Origin of the sequence: Georgenia ruanii (assembly GCF_009193175.1) — a bacterium.
Classification (GTDB): Bacteria; Actinomycetota; Actinomycetes; order Actinomycetales; family Actinomycetaceae; genus Georgenia; species Georgenia ruanii.
In genome coordinates this window covers 1-19,022 of the sequence record NZ_VUKE01000015.1, presented here as the reverse complement: position 1 = coordinate 19,022, position 19,022 = coordinate 1, and the positions used below count along the sequence as shown (strand labels likewise).

Sequence of the window (19,022 nt, the reverse complement as noted above, 5' to 3'; positions counted from 1 at the left end):
ATGTCGACCGCCCAGGACGACCGGACATCCCTCGACACGACGGCAGAAGCGGACGTGGCCGAAGTTCTGCCCGGTCCTCACCGCAGTCACCGCCACGAGGCTCCGCCCACCGACTCGGAGCTTGAGGCGGTCTTCCGGCCCGTCTTCGAGCGCATCGCCGCCACCGCCCTCGAACGGGAGCTCGGCCGCGTGCTGCCCTTCGAGCCGGTGGATTGGCTGCGAGAGGTGCGCTTCGGCGCGCTGCGCGTGCCTCAGAGGTTCGGCGGCCACGGGGCGACCTGGGAACAGCTCCTTGCGTTGCTCATCGACCTCGGGGCCGCCGACCCGAACGTCGCCCATCTCTACCGGGGGCACATCGCCGTCGTCGAGGAGAAGCTCACCGCACCGCCCAGCTCGACGCGAGACCTGTGGCTGTCCCGCTTCGGTCGTGGGGACATCGTCGGGAACGCCTCGACCGAGCCCGGTAGCACGCCGCTGCTGAAGAAGCAGACCGTGCTGGCCCCCGCCGGCGACGGTTGGCGGCTCACGGGGCGGAAGTTCTACTCGACGGGCAGCGTCTTCGCCGACTGGATCGATGTCTCCGCCTCGTTGGAGGACGGCGAGCAGGTCAACGTCTTGGTCTCCACCGACCAGCCGGGTGTCGAGATGAGTGATGACTGGGACGGGTTCGGGCAGAAGCTCACCGGGACCGGGACCACGGTGTTCACCGACGCGGTCGTCGAACCGCATGCGCTGCAGCGTCGCTCCGAGCGCCTGACTTATCTCGGCGCCGTGTACCAGGTCGTCCTGCTCGCTGCCGCGGCCGGGATCGCCCAGCGGCTGTCCGAGGAGACGGCGGAGGCGGTGCAGACCCGGAAGCGGGTCTACAGCCACGGGAACGCCGATCTCGCCCGTGAGGATCCACAGATCCTGCAGGTGGTCGGAGAGGTCGTCAGTGCGGCCCACGGCGCTCGGGCCCTGGTGCTGTCCACGGTTCCCGCCTTCGCGAGAGCCCGGGCCGAGTACGAGCAAACTTCCCGCGCCGGCACCCCTTCCCTCGAGGAGACCTACCGCGTCGAGCTCGACGTCTACCGCGTCCAGGTCGTGCTGGCCGATCTGGTGCTGCGCGCATCCACCCACCTCTTCGACGCACTGGGGTCGTCAGCGGTGCGGATCGGGTCGGCGCTCGACCGTCACTGGCGGAACGCCCGCACGATCCTCTCCCACAACCCCCTCGTCTACCGGGCGCGCGTCGTCGGCGACCACGCCGTCAACGGAGGCATCCCTGACCTCGTCGGCGCCGTGGGCGTCGCCACCTCCACGCAGAACAAGGAGCCAGCGCAGTGACTCACCTGCTCTTCAACGCCTTCGTCATGAACACCGCCTCGCACATCCACCACGGGCAGTGGCGCCACCCGGACGCCCGTCAGGCGGAGTTCGACGACCTCAACCTGTGGATCGACGTGGCCAAGACCCTCGAGGCCGGGCTGTTCGACGCGATCTTCTTCGCCGACGTCAGCGGTTTGTACGGCCCGGCGGACGGGCAGTACGTGGACAACGTCCACGAGGGCCTGCAGATCCCGTCGAACGACCCGGCCGTGCTGCTCGGCGCGCTCGCGGCGCACACCCGGCACCTCGGGCTGGCCTACACCTCCAACGTGATGCAGAACCACCCGTTCAACTTCGCCCGCCAGGTCTCCACCCTCGACCACCTTTCCGGCGGGCGGATCGCGTGGAACATCGTCACCTCCACCCAGGAGAACGCCGCGCGGAACTTCGGCCTGCCGGCGCTCGCGGAGCACGACGCCCGGTACGACTGGGCGGACGAGTACCTCGAGGTGGCCTACAAGCTGTGGGAGGGCTCCTGGGACGACGGCGCCCTGCTCAAGGACAAGGCGGGCGGCCGGTTCGCCGACCCGGCGAAGATCCACAAGATCTACCACTCGGGCCCCCGGTACACCGTCGAGGGCCCGCACCTGCCCGCGCCGTCCCCGCAGCGCACCCCGGTGCTCTTCCAGGCGGGCGGCTCCCCCCGCGGCACCCGCTTCGCGGCGGAGAACGCCGAGGCCGTCTTCATCGTCACGCCCAACCCCGACGTGGCCCGGGACCAGGTGAGCCGGACCCGGGGGCTCGCCGTCGCGGCCGGCCGCCGGCCCGAGGACATCACGTTCTTCCAGGGCCTCACCCTCGTCGTCGGTGCCACCCCGGCCGAGGTGGCCGCCAAGGAGGCGGAGTACCTGGAGTACGCCTCGGTCACCGGCTACCTCACGCACGCCTCGCTGGGCATCCTGCCGGACGGGACCCGCCTGCCCGATGACACGCTCCTCAAGGACATCCCCAACAACGGGGGCCGGGCCCACGTGGAGTGGCTGCGCCGGGCGACGCCTGACCATGAGCCGACCCTGGCCGACCTCGCCCACGCCCGGCTGCACAACGCCTACGTCGCCGGCACCCCCGAGGAGATCGCCGACCGGCTCGCCGCGTGGCAGGCGGCCGGCGTCGACGGCATCAACCTCATGAACCTGCGCCTGCCGGGCACGTACGAGGAGTTCAACGAGCGGCTCCTGCCCACGCTGCAGCGCCGGGGGCTGGCCAAGACCGAGTACGCCGAGGGCACCCTGCGGCACAAGCTCTTCGGCACCGACCTCGTCAACGACCGCCACCCGGCCGCCCGGTACCGGGGCGCGTTCGCCTCCGGGCCGCGCTCGTGGCAGGAGGCCGAGGAGCTGCGGGCGGTGGAGACGGCGCTGGCGGGACGCTGACCCGATCGCTGCACGAGCGGGCGGGCCGGGGGTCTCAGCCCTCCGGCTCGCCCTCCATGGTGGGCGGGCCCGGCGGCGGGGCGCTCGCGAGGTGCTGCGCCCGGCGCTGCAGCACGGCGGTCGCGGCGACGGCGGAGGCCACCAGGCCGACGACGGACATCCACGGCTTGTTCAGGCGGTAGCCGAGCAGGGCGTCGAGCGACCAGCCGCCGGGGCCGGTGAGGGCCAGGGCGGCGGTGGAGACGGCGAGCAGCGCGGTGTACTCGTACCCGCCCTGCTGCGCGAAGAAGGCGGGGAAGTGCACGGCGGAGGCGGCCATCATCGTGCCGGTGGCCGCCGCGCCGGCGACCGGGGTGGCCAGGCCCACCAGGATGAGCGTCCCGCCGCCGGCCTCGCCGAGCCCGGCGGCGACGGCGCTGGGCGCGCCCGGGGTGAAGCCCATCTGCTCGAACGCCGCCGCGGTGCCCGCGACGCCCCCGCCGCCGAACCAGCCGAACAGCTTCTGGCAGCCGTGGGCGAGGAGCACCCCGCCGACGCCCGTGCGCAGCACGAGCAGCCCGGCGTCCCGCAGCGCGGTCGCGGTGGCCTCGGCCCCCGGCGGCACGCGTGTGGTCCCGCGGAACGCCCCCGACCGCGCCAGCTCCGCCAGGAGCGCGCCCTTCACGAAGGCGGCCATCTCGGCCCGCCCCATGGGGCTCCGGGACAGGGCCTTCTTCACCAGCATCGCCCGGACGACGGCGGCCCCGGGCCCCCCGGGCATCATGCCCATCGGCCCGTGCCCGTGTCCGTGTCCGTGCCGGCTGGCAGCCATCGGCCCGTGGCCACCGGCAGCCATCGGCCCGTGGCCGCCGGCAGCCATCGACCGGCGTCCCATGGCACCCAGCGCCATGGCGGCCGCCGCCCGCTTCCCTGTCGCCATCGGTCCCGTGGCCCACCCTCTGGCCATCGATCCCGTGGCCCGATGCTGCCGCCTCTCCGAGGCGCCCTTCGCCATCGCGGCCAGCGGCCGCGCACGCATGTGGCTCATGAGCCGTCGTCCCTTCGTCCTCGAGGGAACCGGCCGGCCAGCCGTCGGCCGGACACGCCCAGGCTCGCACCGGCCGCCGGGGCGGGCAAGGCGGCGACGCCGGGGGGCGCGCCGTGGCTCGAGCCGCGCGGAGCGGCTACCGGGCCCGGCGCGCCGCCTCGGCCACCCGGTCGACGGCGAGGTCCGGCCGGCCGCCCAGCCGCCCCACCGTCAGGGCGGCGGCCGCGGACGCCCACCAGCCGGCGGTCTCCGGGTCCTGGCCGTCCAGCAGCGCGGTGACCAGCCCGGCGAGGAAGGCGTCCCCGCCGCCGGTCGGGTCGACCCGACGGCCACCGAGCAGCGGCATCACGCTGTGCCCACCGGGCCAGGCGAGCACGTTCGCCTCCTGGCCGACGGCCAGGGCGACCAAGGACGGGCCCGCGTCCAGCAGCCGCCGGGCCGCGGCCAGGGCCTCGGGGACGCCGGTCACCGTGCGTCCGAGGAGCTCGGCGGCCTCCCCGGCGTCGGCGCGCACCACCGTGGCCCGGGCGAGTACCTCCTCGCGCACCGACGCGTCCGCGAAGGACCCGTCGAGCACGACCAACGTCCCGCCGTCGGTCGCGACCCGTGCGGCCTCGAGCACCGCCGGTCCCGGCTGACCCAGCTGGATCAGCACCGCGCGGGCGGCGGTGAGCACGTCCCGGGCCGCCGCGACGTCGTCCCGGGTGAGCCGGACGCCGTCGGGCACGTGCTCGAGGAGCCGGCGGGTGCCGCCGCGCTCGACGACGTCGACGTACAGCGCCGTCATCGCCCCGCCCCGCGCCACCACCGCGGAGGTGTCCAGCCCGTCGTCCCCGGCCTGGCGGATGATCACCGACGCCGCCTCGTCGTCCCCCACCACACCGACCAGCGCGGCCGAGCGGCCCAGCTGGCGGCACCCGACGGCCTGGTTGGCGGCGCCGCCGAGCAGCTCGAGGCGCGCGGTGACCGGCGCGCCGGCCCCCGGTCCGGGCAGCTCGTCGACGGCGAGCACCAGGTCTCGCGCCACCTGTCCGATCACCGCCACGTCAGCCATCAGGCCCACCTCCCGCCGTCCGAATCGTGCCGGGGGTGCGGCGCGGGTGCGACCGGGAGCGGTCGTCGTCCTCCGGTGGCCGGATGGGACGAATCGCACGATCCTGTTTGCCAGCGCGGGAGGGGCCCGGAACCGGGGGCCGACAGGTCAGCACACAGGGCGGGGGCAGCGTGGAGGCGCCGCCGTCACCCGGCGAGTAGAGGGAGTGACCCATGACGTTCGCCGCTCAGCTGGGGTCGCCGGCGCTGCGCATCGATGCGCGGTGGATCGACCTCGTGATCATCGTCGTCTACTTCGTCTTCGTCATCGGCATCGGCCTGGCGGCCCGGCGGCGGGTCTCGACGTCGATCGACTTCTTCCTCTCCGGCCGCGCGCTGCCCGCCTGGGTGACGGGGCTCGCGTTCATCTCCGCCAACCTCGGCGCCGTCGAGATCATGGGCATGTCCGCCAACGGCGCCCAGTACGGCATGCCGACCGTGCACTACTTCTGGATCGGCGCGGTCCCGGCCATGCTGTTCCTCGGCATCGTGATGATGCCCTTCTACTACGGCTCGAAGGTGCGCTCGGTGCCGGAGTTCATGCTCCGCCGCTTCGGCGTCGGCGCGCACCTGGTGAACTCGCTGAGCTTCGCCCTCGCCCAGCTGCTCATCGCCGGGGTCAACCTGTTCCTCCTCGGCAAGATCCTCAACGCCCTGCTCGGCGTGCCGCTGATCTACTCCCTGGTGATCGCGGCCGCGATCGTGCTGAGCTACATCACCCTCGGCGGGCTCTCCGCCGCCATCTACAACGAGGTGCTGCAGTTCTTCGTCATCGTCGCGGGCCTCCTCCCGCTCACGCTCGTCGGCCTGCACCGGGTGGGCGGCGTCAACGGCCTGGTCGCCGCGGTGACCGCCGGCCCGGGGGACGGGCAGCAGCTGCACTCCTGGCCGGCCACCGAGCTGACCGGGTTCAGCTCCGACCTGGCATCCGTCATCGGCATCGTCTTCGGGCTCGGCTTCGTGCTCTCGTTCGGGTACTGGACGACGAACTTCGTCGAGGTCCAGCGGGCGATGGCGTCGGACTCGATCACCTCGGCCCGCAAGACCCCGATCATCGGCACGTTCCCAAAGATGTTCGTCCCGTTCATCGTCGTCATCCCCGGCATGATCGCCGCGGTCCTCGTGCCCTCGCTGTCGGAGTACAAGGCCGCCCAGTACGCCGGAACCCCCTCGACCAGCGGCGTGACCTACAACGACTCGATCTTGCTGCTCATGAAGGAGGTCCTGCCCAACGGGCTGCTGGGACTGGCGATCGCGGGCCTGCTCGCGGCCTTCATGGCCGGCATGGCGGCCAACGTCTCCGCCTTCAACACCGTCTTCACCCAGGACCTGTGGCAGGAGTACGTCGTCAAGGACCGCAGCGACGCCTACTACGTGCGCGCCGGCCGCATCGCCACCCTGCTCGCCTGCATCGTCGCGATCTTCACCGCCCTGATCGCGTCGAACTACCAGAACCTCATGGACTACCTGCAGACCCTCTTCGGGTTCTTCAACGCGCCGCTCTTCGCGACGTTCATCCTGGGCATGTTCTGGAAGCGCATGACGCCCGCCGCGGGCTGGTCCGGCCTGGTGCTCGGCACGCTCGCCGCTTTGACGGTCTTCATCCTCCACCAGGCCGACGTCATCACCCTTCCGGGCCAGGGCTCCGCGTTCGTCGCCGCCGGCGCCGCCTTCGTCGTCGACATCATCGTCAGCCTCGTCGTCTCCACCTTCACCCGACGCAAGCCGGAGGCGGAGCTCGTCGGGTTCGTCTACTCCCTGACGCCGAAGGAGAACCTGCGCGACGTCGTGTCCGTCCGGCTGCCTTGGTGGCGCCGCCCGGTGCCGCTCGCCGGCGTCTCGCTCGCGCTCGTCATCATCCTCAACATCATCTTCGCCTGACGGAGGTACCACGCATGCAGAAGGAGAAGCGGAAGGTCGGCGCGTTCGACATCCGCAACGTCATCGGGATCCTGCTGGGGTTCTACGGGGTCGTCCTGGTGCTCATGGGCCTGGTGGCCGACCCCGAGTTCGCCAAGACCGGCGGCATCAACGCCAACCTCATCGCCGGCATCGGGCTGATCGTCGTCGCGGCGGTCTTCCTCCTCTGGGCCTGGCTGCGCCCGCTGGTGGTGCAGCGCGCGCCGGGCGAGGAGCCGCGCGCCTAGTCGGCGCCTCGTCCCCTGGGCCGCGTCCGGTCGCGGCTCCCCACGGGTGCGTCGTCCGCCGGACCCGGCGCGGCGCCTATGCTGCCCTCGTGCCCGCAGCTCCGACCGTCACCCTGCTCTCCGGCGGCGGCGGCGGCGCCAAGCTCGCCGAGGGCCTCGCGCGCGCGGTCGAGGACCTCACGGTGGTCGCCAACACCGGCGACGACGCCGTCATCTACGGGCTGTCCATCAGCCCGGACCTCGACACCGTCATGTACACCCTCGCCGGCCTGATCAACCGCGCCACCGGATGGGGGGTCGACGGCGACACCTTCGCCACCCTCGGCGCGCTGGGCCGGCTCGGCGCGGACACCTGGTTCACCCTCGGCGACCAGGACCTTGCCACCCACGTCCGGCGCACCGCGCTGCTGCGGGCCGGGGCGCGCCTGTCCGAGGTGACGGCGGAGCTCACGGCCGCCCTCGGCGTGCGGGCCCGGCTGCTGCCCATGACCGACGACCGCGTGGCCACCCAGGTCGAGACCGACGCCGGGCTGCTGCCGTTCCAGGAGTACTTCGTCGCCCGCCGGCACCGCGACGCGGTGCGGTCGGTGGTGCTCGACGGCGTGGAGCAGGCGGCCCCCGCCCCCGGCGTGCTCGAGGCGCTGGCGGCGGACGTCGTCGTGCTCGGCCCGTCGAACCCGTTCCTGAGCATCGGCCCGATCCTTGCCGTGCCCGGCGTGCGCGCGGCGCTGGCCGCCACCTCGGCGCGCCGTGTGGGCGTCAGCCCCATCGTCGGCGGGCAGGCGCTCAAGGGCCCGGCCGCCGCCATGCTGGAGGCGCTGGGCCACGAGGTCTCCGCCCTGGGCGTGGCGCGGCTGTACGAGGGGCTGCTGGACGTCCTCGTCATCGACGAGCAGGACGCCGCGCTGGCCCCGGCCATCCGGGCCCTGGGCATGGACGTCGTGGTCACCCGGACCGTGCTGGGGGGCGCCGAGGACCGCGAGCGGCTCGCGCACGAGCTGCTCGCCGCGGCGTGATGCCGGACGCCGGGAGCGGCGCGACGCACCGGCCGGGTGCGGACGCCGGGAACGTCGCCGTCGCCGTCGTCCCCCTGCGCGCGGGCGGGAAGACCCGCCTGGCGGGCGTGCTCGGCGCCGCCGAGCGCGAGCGGCTCGTCACCGTACTGGCCCGGCACGTCGTCGGCGCGCTGCTCGCCGAGGTGCCGGTGCTCGTCGTCACCGGCGACCCCGGGTTCGCCGCCCGGGCCCTCGAGCCCGCCCCGCGGCTGCGCCTCGTGCCCCAGCCGCCGGACCGGCCCGGCCTCAACGCCGCCGTCGCCCTGGGCCGGGACGCCGCGGCGGCGGCCGGCGCTTCCCGGCTCCTCGTGGCCCACGCCGACCTGCCGCTGCTGACGGCCGCGGACGTCCGAGCGCTGCTCGCCCCCGCCGCGCCGGTGGTGCTGGCCCCGGACCGCGCCGGGGAGGGCACCAACGCCCTGGTCCTCGACACCGACGCGCGCAGCTTCGCGTTCCGCTTCGGCCCCGGCAGCCGCGCCGCGCACGCGGCCGAGGCCGCCCGGCTCGGCCTGGGCGTGGAGCTGGTGCGCCGGGCCGGGACCGCGGCCGACCTCGACACCCCCGAGGACTGGGCCGCGTTGCCCGGCGACGTGCGGGACCGGCTCCGCTCCGCCGTCGTCGGGACGCCCCATGAGGTCTCCTGACCCGCCGGGTTCGGGGCCGCATGGTCATCAGCGGCTCGGTCACCAACGGCTTGGTCACCAGCGTCCGCGGTGGACGACCTCCGCGGCCGGGCGCCGGGGGCGGGAGGCGGCCGAGCCGCGGGCCGGGGCCGGCGCGGGGTGGCCCACGGTGACCGCGCCGACCGGGGCGTGGTCGGCGGGGACGCCGAACTCCGCGCGCAGGGCGTCCACCCGGCCGGGCGGGACGCCGAAGAAGCACGCGCCCAGCCCCTCGTCGACCGCGGTCTGCAGCAGGAGCAGCGACGCCATGCCGGCGTCCACCCACCAGTACGGCGCCGCCCAGCGCGCCTCGTCCCGGTCGGTCCAGCCCTTGTCCGGCTCGGCGTAGCGATCCAGGTAGGCGGTCTTGGAGGTGAGCACGACGACGACGACCGGTGCCGTCCGCATGCCGGTGAGCCAGGCGTCCGGCCGGGCCAGGCGCTCCGGGGGCGTGGCGGCGGCCCAGAAGCGCTCGACCTCGGCGGGCCGGTCGAGGACGAGGAACGCCCACCCCTGGCTGAAGCCGGCGCTGGGGGCGCGCGCGGCGTTGCGCAGCAGCCGGTCCACCGCCGCCGGGGCGACCGGGTCGGGGGAGTAGCGGCGCACCATCCGGCGTCGGCGGACGACCTCCTGGAACTCCATGACGCCGATCATCCCCGCCGCCCCGAGGGCGGGGAGCGCACCGCGCCGGGAGTCGATGCCTCCGCGAGGCCGGCGGGGTGACGCCGGCCCGGTGGGGGCGACGTTGGCCCGTGGGGCGACGCCGGCCCGCGAGGTCAGGCGACGAGCACCGGGCGCAGCGGGTCGGGCAGCAGGGCGACGATGCCGTCGACGGTCTCGCGGATGTCGAGCGTGTCGTCGGCCAGTGCGGCCTCGACGAGGCCGTAGCAGCCGTACCCCAGGGCGCCGGCGAGGGCGGCGGGGTCCATGTCGAGGTCCTCGCCGCGTGCCGCCGCGGCGACCAGGGCGGCGTGCGTGGCGGCGGTGAGCCGCTCGCACAGCAGGCGCTGCACCGCCGGGTCGCCGCGGTCGGTGAGGATGTAGCGGTAGACGTGGCGGTTCCCGGCCACCTGCTCGAGCACGGCGGTGAGCCAGCCGGAGAAGCCCCCCTCGACGGCGATCGCCGGGTCGTCGATCCGCGTGAGCAGTCCGGTCACGAGGCAGCGGCCGAGGTCCGAGACCGTCGCGAAGTGTTTGTAGAAGGTGGTGCGGTGCACCCCGGCGGTGCGGCACAGGGTGGAGATGTCGATCTCGCCGACCGGCGTGCTGCCCGCCAGCTCGAGCAGGGCGGTGCGCAGCGCGGTGACGGTGCGGCGGGTGCGGGGGTCGACGTGCTCGGCGTGCATGCCCCCCATCATGGCGTAAACCGAGGGCGGGTGTCCGCAAAAGGTGTGATTTGTTCAGACAGATTTCGTCGGGCAGCGCTGGTGACGGACCCGCGCCGGGCGCGCCGGGGCCCGGATACCCTGGGCGGCATGCCGCGCCTGCCGGAGCTGCCGCGCCTGCCCGAGATGGTCCGCATCGCCCTCGGCCGTGACTCGGCCGGGGAGGGCCCGGACTGGGTGGTGCTCGACCTGCACGGCAGCTATCCCACCCACCGCACCGCCGGCGGCGTGCAGGCGCTGCTGCAGCGCACCGAGACCTTCGAGGCGCTCGCGGCCCGGCTCGAGCGCCTCGGCGACGCCGGCTGGGTGCGCGGGGTCCTCGTGCGCGTCTCCGGGTTCACGGCCGGCCTGGCGACGTCGTCCGCGATCGGCGCGCTGCTCGGCCGCCTCGCCGAGAAGACCCGGGTGGTCGGGTACCTCCCGCAGGTGTCGATGCGCAGCCTGCTGGTCACCGCGCGCCTCGCCGAGGTGGTGGCGCCGGAGTCGGCCGAGGTCGCCGTCCCCGGGTTCGCCGCCGAGCAGACCTTCTTCGGCTCGTTCCTCAGCCGCAAGGGCATCGCGTTCGAGAACCTGCGCATCCGGGAGTACAAGTCCGCGCTGACGCCGTACTCCCAGGACCGCATGGACGAATACAACCGCGAGCAGCTCACCGCCTACGTCGCCTCGGCGGAGGAGAGCTGGCTCGCGGCGGTCGCCGACGCCCGCGTCGCGGACCGGGCGACGGCCCGCGGCTGGTTCGACGCCGACTTCAGCAGCGCCCGGCAGCTGCTCGACGCCGGGCTCATCACCCGCATCGCCTACGACGACGAGATCGCCACCCCGGTCGACCACCACTGGGTCCGGGCCCTCGAGCTCATGCGGCCGCAGCTGTCCGCGCGCAAGCTCACCCGCAGGGCCACCGGGATCGCCGTCGTGCCGGTGGTGGGGATCATCGTCACGGGCCGCAGCCGCGGCGGCCCGCCGTTGCCGATCCTCGGCGGGCCCCAGGCGGGCGCGGACACCGTCGTCGCCGCGTTGCGGCGGGCCCAGCGCGACGACCGCATCGGCGCGATCGTGCTCTTCGTCGACTCCGGCGGCGGCTCCGCCCTGGCCTCGGACCTCATCGGCCGGGCGGTGGCCACCAGCCCCAAGCCCGTCGTCGCCGTCATGGGCGAGGTCGCCGGCTCGGGCGGGTACTACGTGCTCGCCCAGGCCGCGCACGTCGTCGCCAGCCCGTTCACCCTCACCGGCAGCATCGGGGTGGTGGTCGGCAAGCCGGTGCTCGCCCAGTTCAACGAGCGCCACGGGCTCAACCCCGAGGCGGTGGGCCGGGAGCGGGCGCTGTTCGCCAGCCCCGCCCGCGCCTTCAGCGACGACCAGCGCGCCTGGGCCGAGCGGATGATGCGGGAGGTCTACGACCGGTTCGTGGCGCGGGTGGCGGCCGGCCGCGGGCTGAGCCCGGAACGGGTCGACGAGATCGGCCGCGGCCGGATCTGGAGCGGCCGCGACGCCGTCGACGTGGGCCTGGTCGACGAGCTCGGGGATCTCGAGGCGGGCGTCGCCGCGGCCCGCCGCCTGGCCGGGCTGCCCGACGACGCCCCGGTGCACGCCGTTCGGGCGCCCCTGGCCCTGCCCGGCACGCCGACGTTCGCCGAGCCGGCCGCCCCGCTCGGCGGGCTGTGGCCCTTCGGTCAGGAGCAGGTGCTCACCTGGCTGGACCGGTCGGTCACCATCCGCTGAGCCGGCCCGCCCCGAGCCCACGCCCGGCCGGCGCCCGTCGCGAGAGCCGCCTCCCGCGGCTACTCGAAGACGACGGTGCCGTCCGGCTCCAGGTGCCAGCCGGGGTTGTGCGCGATCTCCCAGATCACGCCGTTGGGGTCCTGCACGTGGCTGTGGAAGATGCCGCCGAAGTCGCTCTGGGTCGGCTGCTTGAGGACGGTCCCGCCCGCGGCGACCATCTTCTCCACCGTGGCGCGCACCCGCTCGGGGCTCTCGACGTTGTGGGAGAGCATGAGGCCCGAGACGTCGGTGCCGAGCACGGCGCCGCCGAGGTCCTGGACGAACTTGTCGGCCTGGAACAGCCCGAGCACCAGGCCGGGCGCCACCTGGAAGAAGATGATCTCGTCCGGCACGTCCATGAGCGGCTCCCAGCCGAGCCCGTCCTGGTAGAAGCGGCGCCCGGCGTCGAGGTCCTTGGTGGCGACCGTGATGAAGTGGATCCGCTGGCTCATGGTGGGTGCTCCTCGGCGCGCGGTCAGGTCCCTCCATCATCGCCGAGGCGGCCCGGTTCGGGGCGCCCTGCGGTCCTCGTTCCCGGCGGCGGGCGCTCCGGGCCGGTGGCAGACTGCTCGCGCCACGCACCACGGCCCGGGAGGGCGTCATGTCGAACGTCGACCGCCGCCAGCTCGGCCACACCGGCGGCCCCATGGAGGACGAGCTCGAGGAAGCCTTCGACCGGCAGGTCGAGGAGGGGGTGCAGCGGCTGCACCGGCCGTGGCGCGAGGTGCTGGTGACCGGGTTCTTCGGCGGCACCGAGGTCGCCGTCGGGGTCCTGGCGTTCCTGCTCGTGCTCGAGCAGACCGACAGCCACCTGCTCGCCGGGCTGGCGTTCTCGATCGGCTTCCTCGCCCTGCTCCTGGGCCACAGCGAGCTGTTCACCGAGGGCTTCCTCATCCCGGTGCTCACGGTGGCCGCCCGCCGGGCTCACTGGTCGCAGATGCTCAGGCTGTGGGGCGGGACCCTGGTGGCCAACCTCGTGGGCGGCTGGCTCATGATGTGGCTGATCGTCGCGGCCTTCCCGGGCCTGGCGGCGCCCCTGGTGGGGGCGGGCAGCCACTTCGCCACGGCCCCGCTGTCGGTCCAGTCGCTCAGCCTCGCCGTCCTCGGAGGCGCGGTCATCACCCTCATGACGCGGATGCAGCACGGCACCGACTCCATGCCGGCCAAGATCGCCGCGGCCGTCGCGGCGGCCTTCCTGCTCGCCGGCGGACAGCTGTTCCACTCCGTCCTCGACTCGCTGCTCATCTTCGGTGCCTTGCACACCGGCCGGGCGGGGTTCGGCTACGGCCAGTGGGCGCAGTGGTTCGCCTACACGGTGGTCGGCAACGTCGTCGGCGGGCTCGGGCTGGTCACGCTGCTGCGGCTGGTGCGCAGCAAGGAACGGTTGCAGATGGAGTGGTCCAGCGTGCGCGGGGACCAGGAGGACGGCCGGTCGGCGAGCTGACGTCGCCGGCCCCCAGGTCGGCCCGGGCCGGGCGCGAACGACCGGTCCGCCGTCGCCGACGTCAGGTCAGCTGGTCGAGGTAGACCCCGCCGCTGACGGTGGAGGCCCGGACCGTGATGAAGTCCTGGCCCTCGGCGGGTCGGCCGGCGCCCTCGAGGGTGGAGACCACCTTGCCGCTGATGCTGCTGACGTCGGTCCAGACCGGGATCCCGCGCGGGACGCCGACCCGGACGTCGCCGGAGACCGCCTTGGCGCGAATCTCGCCGCGGTGCACGGCGGCGACGGTGATGTCGCCCGAGGCGGTGGTCAGCCGGGCGTCGGAGCGGGCGTCGCGCAGGTTGATCTCGCCGGAGGCGGTGCGCGCGACGACGTCGCCGTCGGTCTCGCCCAGGACGACGTCGCCGGAGGCCGTGACGATGCCGACGCTGCCGCCCGTCCGCTCGACCCGGACGTCGCCCGAGCCCGAGCGCACCCGCAGGTCGCCGAGCGCCGCGCCGATGGTGATCTCGCCGGACCCGCTCTCGACGACGGCGGAGCCACGCAGCTCGGCGAGGCGGACGCTGCCGGAGCCGTTGCGCACCCGCGTCGGTCCGAGCGGGCCGGTCGCCCGCAGGTCACCGGAGCCGAGCTTGCTGGCCAGCGTGCTGCCCGCGGGCAGGTCGACGGTCACCGCGAGATCGCGGAACGCGCCGAGGAGGTCCATCCAGCGCCGGGGCGCGAGGATCGTGACCTGGTTGCCGTGGTGGTCCACGCTCACCTGGTCGGCGTCGCGGCCCTCGACGGTCACCGCGGTCTCGGTGACCTCGCCGGCGCGGACGGTGAGGCGGCCGGCGCCGAGCTCGACGTAGAGCTCGACAGGGCCGGGGGTGGGGAACGCCTGGTGCATGGTGTCTCCTTCTGGCCGGCCGGTCGGCCGGGTGGTGGGCTCAGACCCAGCCGGTCATGCGACGCCCACGCTGGCGGGGCGACGTGCCGGACAGGTCGATGTCGATGACGCGTTCGCGGGTGGCGGCGCGCAGCGCGCCGACGATCCAGCTGTTGAGCGAGCGTCCGCTGCGCGCGGCGAGCTCCTCGGCGCGCGCCTTGACGGACTCGGGGATGCGCACGGTGATCCGGGCGAGGGTCTCGCCGTCGTCCTCGTCCTCGGGCGGCAGCGGCGCCGCGGCGGGCGCCTCGGGGACGTCGACGACCAGCTCGGGCTCGCGTCCGCGCAGCCGGACCTCCACCGACCCCGCCGGGAGCTCGCTGGTGATCTCCGCTGCCGCCTGGGACAGGGCGTCCATGAGGGCGAGGCGCACCGCCGGCTCCAGGCCCGGCACCAGCCGCTCGGCGGCGGCGCGGGTCTCCGCGCCCCCCGCCTCGGCCGCGGTGAGCAGGTCCTGGCGCAGGCTCTCGACGTACGGCGTGATGTCCATGGGCATCACTATGGCGTCAGTGTGACGTCACGTCAAGCCATGTGATGTCATCTCCGCGGCTCGGCCGCGAACTCCCGCGGCGTCAGGCCGGTGGCCGTGCGAAAGTCGCGCGCGAAATGGGCCTGGTCGGCGTACCCAAGCTCGCTGGCCAGCCGCGCCAGGCCGGGACTGCGCCCCTCCGGGACCACGCGCAGCCGCTCGGCGGCGTCGTGCAGGCGGCGGCGCTGGATGAGCCACTTCGGCGACAGCCCGATCCGGCGGGCGGTGAGCCGCTGGAGGGTGCGCTCGGTGAGGCCGAACCTGGCGCACAGCTGCGCGACCCGCTGCACCGTCGGGTCGGCCTCGACGTGCTCGACGATCGCGTTGACCAGCGCGCCCTCCTCGTCGACCGGGAGCAGCGGGCCCAGCGCGGCCTCGATCACGGCGACGGCGGCGCGCTGGCGCTGCCCGTCGGCCGGGGCGTCGCCGACGGCGTCGCGGACCGCCTGTGCGAGCGCCGTGCCGTCGAGGCCCGCGACGGCGCCGAGGTCGACGCGCCGGTCGGTGACCGCGGTGACCGGGCCGCCCAGGAGCAGGGAGCCGGCCGCGGGCTGCAGCATGGCCCCCACCGCCCAGCCGGTGCCGGCGAGCTCCTGCGTCGACAGGCCGGCCACGGGCCCGACCAGCCAGGCATCGGCGTCGGTGACGACGAGGAGGCAGACCGGGTACTGCAGCACCCGTTGCACCGAGCGGTGCCCCGGCGGCAGGGACCAGACCGGCAGCCAGTACCGGCGGACGAGGCCGCCGAGGTCCGGCGACGGCGTGTAGCGGGAGATCGGCGGCGCGTACCCCTCGGCGTCGCGCAGGTGCGCCCGCTCGACCGGGTCGATCCGTCGCGGTTCGCTCACGTGTCGGATTCTTTCAAGACTGCGGCCATCGCCGGCGGGCAGAGTCGACGCCATGGAGACCATGACAACCCTGGATGACCTGCTCGACCAGTTCGAGACCGATGCCGCCCGCTTCGACGAGGTGGTGCGCGCCGGCGGCGACTGGACCGCGCCGAGCCCGTGCGAGGGCTGGACGGCGGCCGACGTGGTGAGGCACGTGATGGACACCCAGCGCGACTTCCTCGCGCGGCAGGGCCGCGCGCTCGACGCCCCGCCGCAGGGCGCCGTGGCGGAGGCGTGGGCCGCCCATCACGGAGCGATGCGGGCGATCGTCGCCGACCGTGCCTTCATGGCGCAGGAGTTCGACGGCGTCTTCGGCCGGGTCACCGTCGCGGACACGCTGGCGCGGTTCTACGGCTTCGACCTGCTCGTGCACCGCTGGGACCTCGCCCGGGCCCACGGCCTCGAGGTCGCCTGGACCGTGGACGAGCTCGACCGGGTCGAGCGGGCGCTGGACGGCTTCGGGGAGCACCTCTACGACGATGGCGTCTGCCGAGCCGGCGTCACCGCCCCGGCCGACGCGCCGCGGCACGTGCGGCTGCTGGCACGGATGGGGCGGCAGGGGTAGGCCCCGCCGGGCCGAAGGGGCCGGGCGGGGTCGGCCACCGGCGTCAGGCTCGTCCACCGACGTAGACGCCGGCCTCTCGCAGCTCGGTGATGCCCGGCGTGCTCGGCGCCAGCCCCTCGAGATCGACGCCGGTCAGGGCCGGGAGCGCCGTCAACGGCGTCACGTCCACCAGCGGGTTCTCGCCGAGCCAGAGCTCGGACAGGGCCGGGAAGCCGGTCAACGTGGTGGCCGCGGCGACGGCGTTGCCGTGCAGGTCGAGCATCGTCAGCGCGGGCAGCGATCCGAGGGGCGAGGGGTCGGCGACGCCGTTGCCGCGCAGGGTGAGCCGCTCGAGGGCGGTGTTGGCGGCCAGGGCGGTGACGTCGTCGACCCGGTTGTCGGTGAGGTCGAGCTCGACGAGGACCGGCAGGGCGGCGAGCGGCCGGAGGTCGTGCACCCGGTTGCCGGCGAGGCCCAGCCAGCGGAGCGTCGGCACCTCACCCAGCGGCGCCAGGTCCGTGACGGCGTTGCGTGACAGGCCGAGGTTGGTGAGCGGGAGGCCCGCCAGCGGGCCCAGGTCGGTGACCTCGTTGCCGGTCAGGCGCAGGTCGCCGAGCTTCGCCAACCGCGTCAGCGGGTGCAGGTCGTGCACCCGGTTCGTGCTGAGGTCCAGGGTGGCCAGGGAGGGCAGGAGCTCCAGCCCGGTCAGGTCGGTGATCGCGCCGCCCCCGGGCACGGCGGTGCCGGAGCAGTCGAGGGAGTGCAGGCCGGCCAGGTCGCGCGCCGAGACCGTGGCGGTCGGGGCCCGGTCCAGGGCGACCGCCACGCACGAGGCCAGCGCGGGGTCGGGGAAGACCTCGGCCGGCCGGTACCGCGGGCCGAAGTGCTGCCACCACCCGACGGCCGCGGCGACCAGGAGCCCCGCGCCCGCGACGGCGGCGGCGATGCGACCGGTGCGGCGCCGCGCGGGCGCGCTGCCGCCGATCGCGGCGCCGTCCGGGCGGGCGCCGCGGGCATGACCCGGGCGACGGCACCCACGAGGAGGACGAGCGCCGTCACGAGCAGCACCCCGGCGACGACGAGCCCCGAGCGGTCCATGACCAGCAGCGCTCCCCCCGCCCGCCGGACGGACGATGCCGCGCAGACGGCGGCGAACACCGTGGCCGTGGCCGCCCCGAGGAGGGCCGCCACGGCCGGGCGGCGCCGGCGCAGCGCCGCGGTCCCGGCCAGGACCAGCGCCGCCCCGGTGGCGATCCCGCCGAGCGGGGCGAGCGCCTGGGGCGCGCGGGCCAGGATCCCCCAGCTGAGGAGGGCCAGGCGCAGGTCGAGGAAGTCGTGCCGCGCGGCCAGGAGCGCGCCCGCGACCATCAGGGCCGCGCCGACCGCGATGAGCACGCCGGCCACCGCGCCCCGCCGCGCGGACGTGACGGCCAGCAGGAGCGGCAGCAGGCCGAGGAGCACCACCAGGGCGGCGAAGGGCGTGAGGGCCATGGCGAGGCGGGGCGCGGCGGTCACCATCGCGGCGACCGCGGCGAGCACCGCGGCGGCCAGCCAGGCGCGCGTGAGGATCACGGCCCGACGGTACCGGGGTCGTCCGGATGCCCCTGCGACCGCCACTGGGTGATGTCGGGGCTCGACCCGGCCCGCCGGCGGGCGTACCGTTCCGCCAGCTCGGCAGCTGCGCACGCGCTGTGCCGAGCCGTGCGCTCCGCGGGCGTAACGGGGCGGCCGTGGGGCGCACCCTGCTATACCTGCGCCGTGCCCGTCGCCTCCCCGTACCCGGCGCCCGGCCCGCGCCGGCCGCCGCCATGACCGCCGCGCTCCTCGCGGGCGTCGCCGCCGGCTACGCCATCGCGATCCCGGTCGGCGCCATCGCGGCGTACCTGCTCACCCTCGGCTCCCAGCAGGGGTGGCGAACGGCGGCCGCGGGCGGGCTCGGCGCCGCGCTCGTCGACGGGCTCTACGCCGCGGTCGCCGTGTTCGTGGGCGCCCTCGTCGCACCGGCCATCGCCGCCGTCGCCCAGCCGCTGCGCTGGGGCTCCGCCGTCGTCCTCGTCGGGCTCGCGCTGTGGCTGGTGCGGCCCGCGCTGCGGCCTCGCGAGCCCGACGGCGCGTCCGCCGTCCCACGCCGGGCCGCCCCGCGCACGTCCCCGGGCCGGGCGTTCGCCACGGTCTTCGCGCTCACGCTGGTCAACCCCGCCACCGTGATCTACTTCGCCGCGCTCGTGGCGGGGTCGACCATCAGCGCCTCAGCCCTGATCCACCGGTGTGGTGAGCGTGGCGTAGAACGAGAGAGCCCTTCCGGGCGGGGAAGATCTTGATTGCGACGTCGAGATCCGACCACCCAGAAGGGCACCTCGTAAGTGAAACCCTCTCACACGGTTCGCCCGGTCTTTGATGAGTCGAATCTGGTGTCGGCGGCGGGTCTGGTGCCGGCGCTGCGGCTGGCCGAGGCCGCTGGTCTGCACGACCTCCTCGAGGGGTTGACGGTGCCCTCGCCCAACGCGGGGGTGAAGGCGGCGAGCGTGGTCGGCGGGATGCTCGCCGGGGCGGACTCGATCGATGATCTGAACCTGCTGCGTCATGGCGGGATGGGCAGGTTGTTCGCCGGGGTGCGGGCACCGTCGACGCTGGGCACGTTCCTGCGTTCGTTCACCCACGGCCACGTCCAGCAGCTCGACAAGATCAGCGGCGCGCTGCTGGCGGGGCTCGCTCGAAAAGTTCCCGTCCTGGTCAGCGGCGCGGGCGCGGAGGACATCGCGTTCGTCGACGTCGACGACACGATCCGGGAGGTCCACGGCTACGCCAAGCAGGCCGCGGCGT

Annotated in this window: 20 protein-coding genes and 1 pseudogene; 11 read left to right on the top strand and 10 right to left on the bottom strand. The window is 74.7% G+C overall.

The genetic code is table 11. From position 1 onward, the window contains the following. Entirely contained in the window at nt 1-1,326 is a 1,326-nt protein-coding gene (locus GD880_RS14440) for an acyl-CoA dehydrogenase family protein (RefSeq protein WP_152232318.1), read from the top strand. Continuing rightward, nucleotides 1,323-2,741, top strand: coding sequence for an LLM class flavin-dependent oxidoreductase (locus GD880_RS14435; protein ID WP_264372288.1), 1,419 nt, complete (start codon nt 1,323-1,325; stop codon nt 2,739-2,741). The genes GD880_RS14440 and GD880_RS14435 overlap by 4 nt, the downstream gene beginning before the upstream one ends. 34 nt (nt 2,742-2,775) lie before the next feature. Here GD880_RS14435 and GD880_RS14430 read toward each other — a convergent pair whose 3' ends face one another. Both GD880_RS14430 and GD880_RS14425 read right to left on the bottom strand, forming a co-directional pair. Beyond that, nucleotides 2,776-3,432 (bottom strand): DoxX family protein, encoded by a 657-nt coding sequence (locus GD880_RS14430; protein ID WP_452176749.1) that lies wholly within the window; start codon nt 3,430-3,432, stop codon nt 2,776-2,778. Nucleotides 3,433-3,904: 472 nt separating this feature from the next. After that, nucleotides 3,905-4,822, bottom strand: coding sequence for a PfkB family carbohydrate kinase (locus GD880_RS14425; RefSeq protein WP_152232317.1), 918 nt, complete (start codon nt 4,820-4,822; stop codon nt 3,905-3,907). 212 nt (nt 4,823-5,034) lie between these two features. Between GD880_RS14425 and GD880_RS14420 the strand changes: the two genes are divergently transcribed. The 4 genes from GD880_RS14420 to cofC all read left to right on the top strand — a co-directional run bounded on the left by GD880_RS14420 (nt 5,035) and on the right by cofC (nt 8,706). Beyond that, nucleotides 5,035-6,741 carry a sodium:solute symporter family protein gene (locus GD880_RS14420; protein WP_152232316.1) on the top strand — a complete coding sequence of 569 codons (1,707 nt, stop codon included), beginning with the start codon at nt 5,035-5,037 and terminating at the stop codon, nt 6,739-6,741. Nucleotides 6,742-6,755: 14 nt separating this feature from the next. Next, nucleotides 6,756-7,007: a hypothetical protein gene (locus GD880_RS14415; protein WP_152232315.1), complete on the top strand. Its 252-nt coding sequence runs from the start codon at nt 6,756-6,758 to the stop codon at nt 7,005-7,007. 89 nt (nt 7,008-7,096) lie between these two features. Beyond that, entirely contained in the window at nt 7,097-8,023 is a 927-nt protein-coding gene (gene cofD / locus GD880_RS14410; protein WP_152232314.1) for a 2-phospho-L-lactate transferase, read from the top strand. Then, nucleotides 8,023-8,706 carry a 2-phospho-L-lactate guanylyltransferase gene (cofC, locus tag GD880_RS14405; RefSeq protein WP_152232398.1) on the top strand — a complete coding sequence of 228 codons (684 nt, stop codon included), beginning with the start codon at nt 8,023-8,025 and terminating at the stop codon, nt 8,704-8,706. The genes cofD and cofC overlap by 1 nt, the downstream gene beginning before the upstream one ends. Before the next feature lie 54 nt (nt 8,707-8,760). Here the strand turns inward: cofC and GD880_RS14400 are convergent, their stop codons facing one another. Continuing rightward, a complete protein-coding gene (locus tag GD880_RS14400) occupies nt 8,761-9,366 on the bottom strand; it encodes a nitroreductase family protein (RefSeq protein ID WP_152232313.1) in 606 nt (201 codons plus the stop codon). A gap of 134 nt (nt 9,367-9,500) precedes the next feature. Next, nucleotides 9,501-10,070, bottom strand: a complete 570-nt coding sequence (locus tag GD880_RS14395; RefSeq protein WP_152232312.1) for a TetR/AcrR family transcriptional regulator — start codon at nt 10,068-10,070, stop codon at nt 9,501-9,503. Nucleotides 10,071-10,199: 129 nt separating this feature from the next. On the opposite strand from GD880_RS14395, the gene GD880_RS14390 reads away from it, so the two are divergent. Then, nucleotides 10,200-11,828 carry a S49 family peptidase gene (locus GD880_RS14390; protein ID WP_226909685.1) on the top strand — a complete coding sequence of 543 codons (1,629 nt, stop codon included), beginning with the start codon at nt 10,200-10,202 and terminating at the stop codon, nt 11,826-11,828. 59 nt (nt 11,829-11,887) lie between these two features. Here the strand turns inward: GD880_RS14390 and GD880_RS14385 are convergent, their stop codons facing one another. Further along, nucleotides 11,888-12,319 (bottom strand): VOC family protein, encoded by a 432-nt coding sequence (locus tag GD880_RS14385; RefSeq protein ID WP_152232311.1) that lies wholly within the window; start codon nt 12,317-12,319, stop codon nt 11,888-11,890. A 149-nt stretch (nt 12,320-12,468) separates the two neighbouring features. On the opposite strand from GD880_RS14385, the gene GD880_RS14380 reads away from it, so the two are divergent. Then, a complete protein-coding gene (locus GD880_RS14380; protein ID WP_152232310.1) occupies nt 12,469-13,311 on the top strand; it encodes a formate/nitrite transporter family protein in 843 nt (280 codons plus the stop codon). Between the two features lie 61 nt (nt 13,312-13,372). Here GD880_RS14380 and GD880_RS14375 read toward each other — a convergent pair whose 3' ends face one another. Genes GD880_RS14375 through GD880_RS14365 form a run of 3 tightly spaced genes read right to left on the bottom strand, consistent with a single transcriptional unit; the run spans nt 13,373 to nt 15,613 of the window. Then, nucleotides 13,373-14,197: a DUF4097 family beta strand repeat-containing protein gene (locus tag GD880_RS14375; protein ID WP_152232309.1), complete on the bottom strand. Its 825-nt coding sequence runs from the start codon at nt 14,195-14,197 to the stop codon at nt 13,373-13,375. Nucleotides 14,198-14,237: 40 nt separating this feature from the next. Further along, nucleotides 14,238-14,726 carry a YlcI/YnfO family protein gene (locus GD880_RS14370; RefSeq protein WP_152232308.1) on the bottom strand — a complete coding sequence of 163 codons (489 nt, stop codon included), beginning with the start codon at nt 14,724-14,726 and terminating at the stop codon, nt 14,238-14,240. Nucleotides 14,727-14,773: 47 nt separating this feature from the next. Continuing rightward, complete coding sequence (locus GD880_RS14365; RefSeq protein ID WP_226909684.1) at nt 14,774-15,613, bottom strand: helix-turn-helix domain-containing protein; 840 nt, start codon at nt 15,611-15,613, stop codon at nt 14,774-14,776. A 52-nt stretch (nt 15,614-15,665) separates the two neighbouring features. Between GD880_RS14365 and GD880_RS14360 the strand changes: the two genes are divergently transcribed. Beyond that, nucleotides 15,666-16,220, top strand: a complete 555-nt coding sequence (locus GD880_RS14360; RefSeq protein WP_226909683.1) for a maleylpyruvate isomerase family mycothiol-dependent enzyme — start codon at nt 15,666-15,668, stop codon at nt 16,218-16,220. Between the two features lie 43 nt (nt 16,221-16,263). Here GD880_RS14360 and GD880_RS14355 read toward each other — a convergent pair whose 3' ends face one another. Together GD880_RS14355 and GD880_RS14350 are read right to left on the bottom strand one after the other, a co-directional pair. After that, nucleotides 16,264-16,935, bottom strand: coding sequence for a leucine-rich repeat domain-containing protein (locus GD880_RS14355; protein ID WP_152232306.1), 672 nt, complete (start codon nt 16,933-16,935; stop codon nt 16,264-16,266). Further along, nucleotides 16,905-17,771 (bottom strand): hypothetical protein, encoded by an 867-nt coding sequence (locus tag GD880_RS14350; RefSeq protein ID WP_152232305.1) that lies wholly within the window; start codon nt 17,769-17,771, stop codon nt 16,905-16,907. Before GD880_RS14350 ends, GD880_RS14355 begins: the two co-directional genes overlap by 31 nt. A gap of 236 nt (nt 17,772-18,007) precedes the next feature. On the opposite strand from GD880_RS14350, the gene GD880_RS14345 reads away from it, so the two are divergent. Beyond that, nucleotides 18,008-18,520, top strand: coding sequence for a LysE family transporter (locus tag GD880_RS14345; protein ID WP_193314526.1), 513 nt, complete (start codon nt 18,008-18,010; stop codon nt 18,518-18,520). A 42-nt stretch (nt 18,521-18,562) separates the two neighbouring features. After that, nucleotides 18,563-19,022, top strand: a pseudogene (locus GD880_RS14340) (IS1380 family transposase); the annotation flags it as partial.

Bases quoted from the DNA above. Each gene is read 5' to 3' on its own strand.
- GD880_RS14440 (WP_152232318.1), top strand. From the start codon at position 1: ATGTCGACCGCCCAGGACGACCGGACATCCCTCGACACGACGGCAGAA.
- GD880_RS14430 (WP_452176749.1), bottom strand. From the start codon at position 3,432: ATGGGGCGGGCCGAGATGGCCGCCTTCGTGAAGGGCGCGCTCCTGGCG.
- GD880_RS14425 (WP_152232317.1), bottom strand. From the start codon at position 4,822: ATGGCTGACGTGGCGGTGATCGGACAGGTGGCGCGAGACCTGGTGCTC.
- GD880_RS14420 (WP_152232316.1), top strand. From the start codon at position 5,035: ATGACGTTCGCCGCTCAGCTGGGGTCGCCGGCGCTGCGCATCGATGCG.
- GD880_RS14415 (WP_152232315.1), top strand. From the start codon at position 6,756: ATGCAGAAGGAGAAGCGGAAGGTCGGCGCGTTCGACATCCGCAACGTC.
- cofC (WP_152232398.1), top strand. From the start codon at position 8,023: ATGCCGGACGCCGGGAGCGGCGCGACGCACCGGCCGGGTGCGGACGCC.
- GD880_RS14400 (WP_152232313.1), bottom strand. From the start codon at position 9,366: ATGGAGTTCCAGGAGGTCGTCCGCCGACGCCGGATGGTGCGCCGCTAC.
- GD880_RS14395 (WP_152232312.1), bottom strand. From the start codon at position 10,070: ATGCACGCCGAGCACGTCGACCCCCGCACCCGCCGCACCGTCACCGCG.
- GD880_RS14390 (WP_226909685.1), top strand. From the start codon at position 10,200: ATGCCGCGCCTGCCGGAGCTGCCGCGCCTGCCCGAGATGGTCCGCATC.
- GD880_RS14385 (WP_152232311.1), bottom strand. From the start codon at position 12,319: ATGAGCCAGCGGATCCACTTCATCACGGTCGCCACCAAGGACCTCGAC.
- GD880_RS14380 (WP_152232310.1), top strand. From the start codon at position 12,469: ATGTCGAACGTCGACCGCCGCCAGCTCGGCCACACCGGCGGCCCCATG.
- GD880_RS14375 (WP_152232309.1), bottom strand. From the start codon at position 14,197: ATGCACCAGGCGTTCCCCACCCCCGGCCCTGTCGAGCTCTACGTCGAG.
- GD880_RS14370 (WP_152232308.1), bottom strand. From the start codon at position 14,726: ATGGACATCACGCCGTACGTCGAGAGCCTGCGCCAGGACCTGCTCACC.
- GD880_RS14360 (WP_226909683.1), top strand. From the start codon at position 15,666: ATGGAGACCATGACAACCCTGGATGACCTGCTCGACCAGTTCGAGACC.
- GD880_RS14345 (WP_193314526.1), top strand. From the start codon at position 18,008: ATGACCGCCGCGCTCCTCGCGGGCGTCGCCGCCGGCTACGCCATCGCG.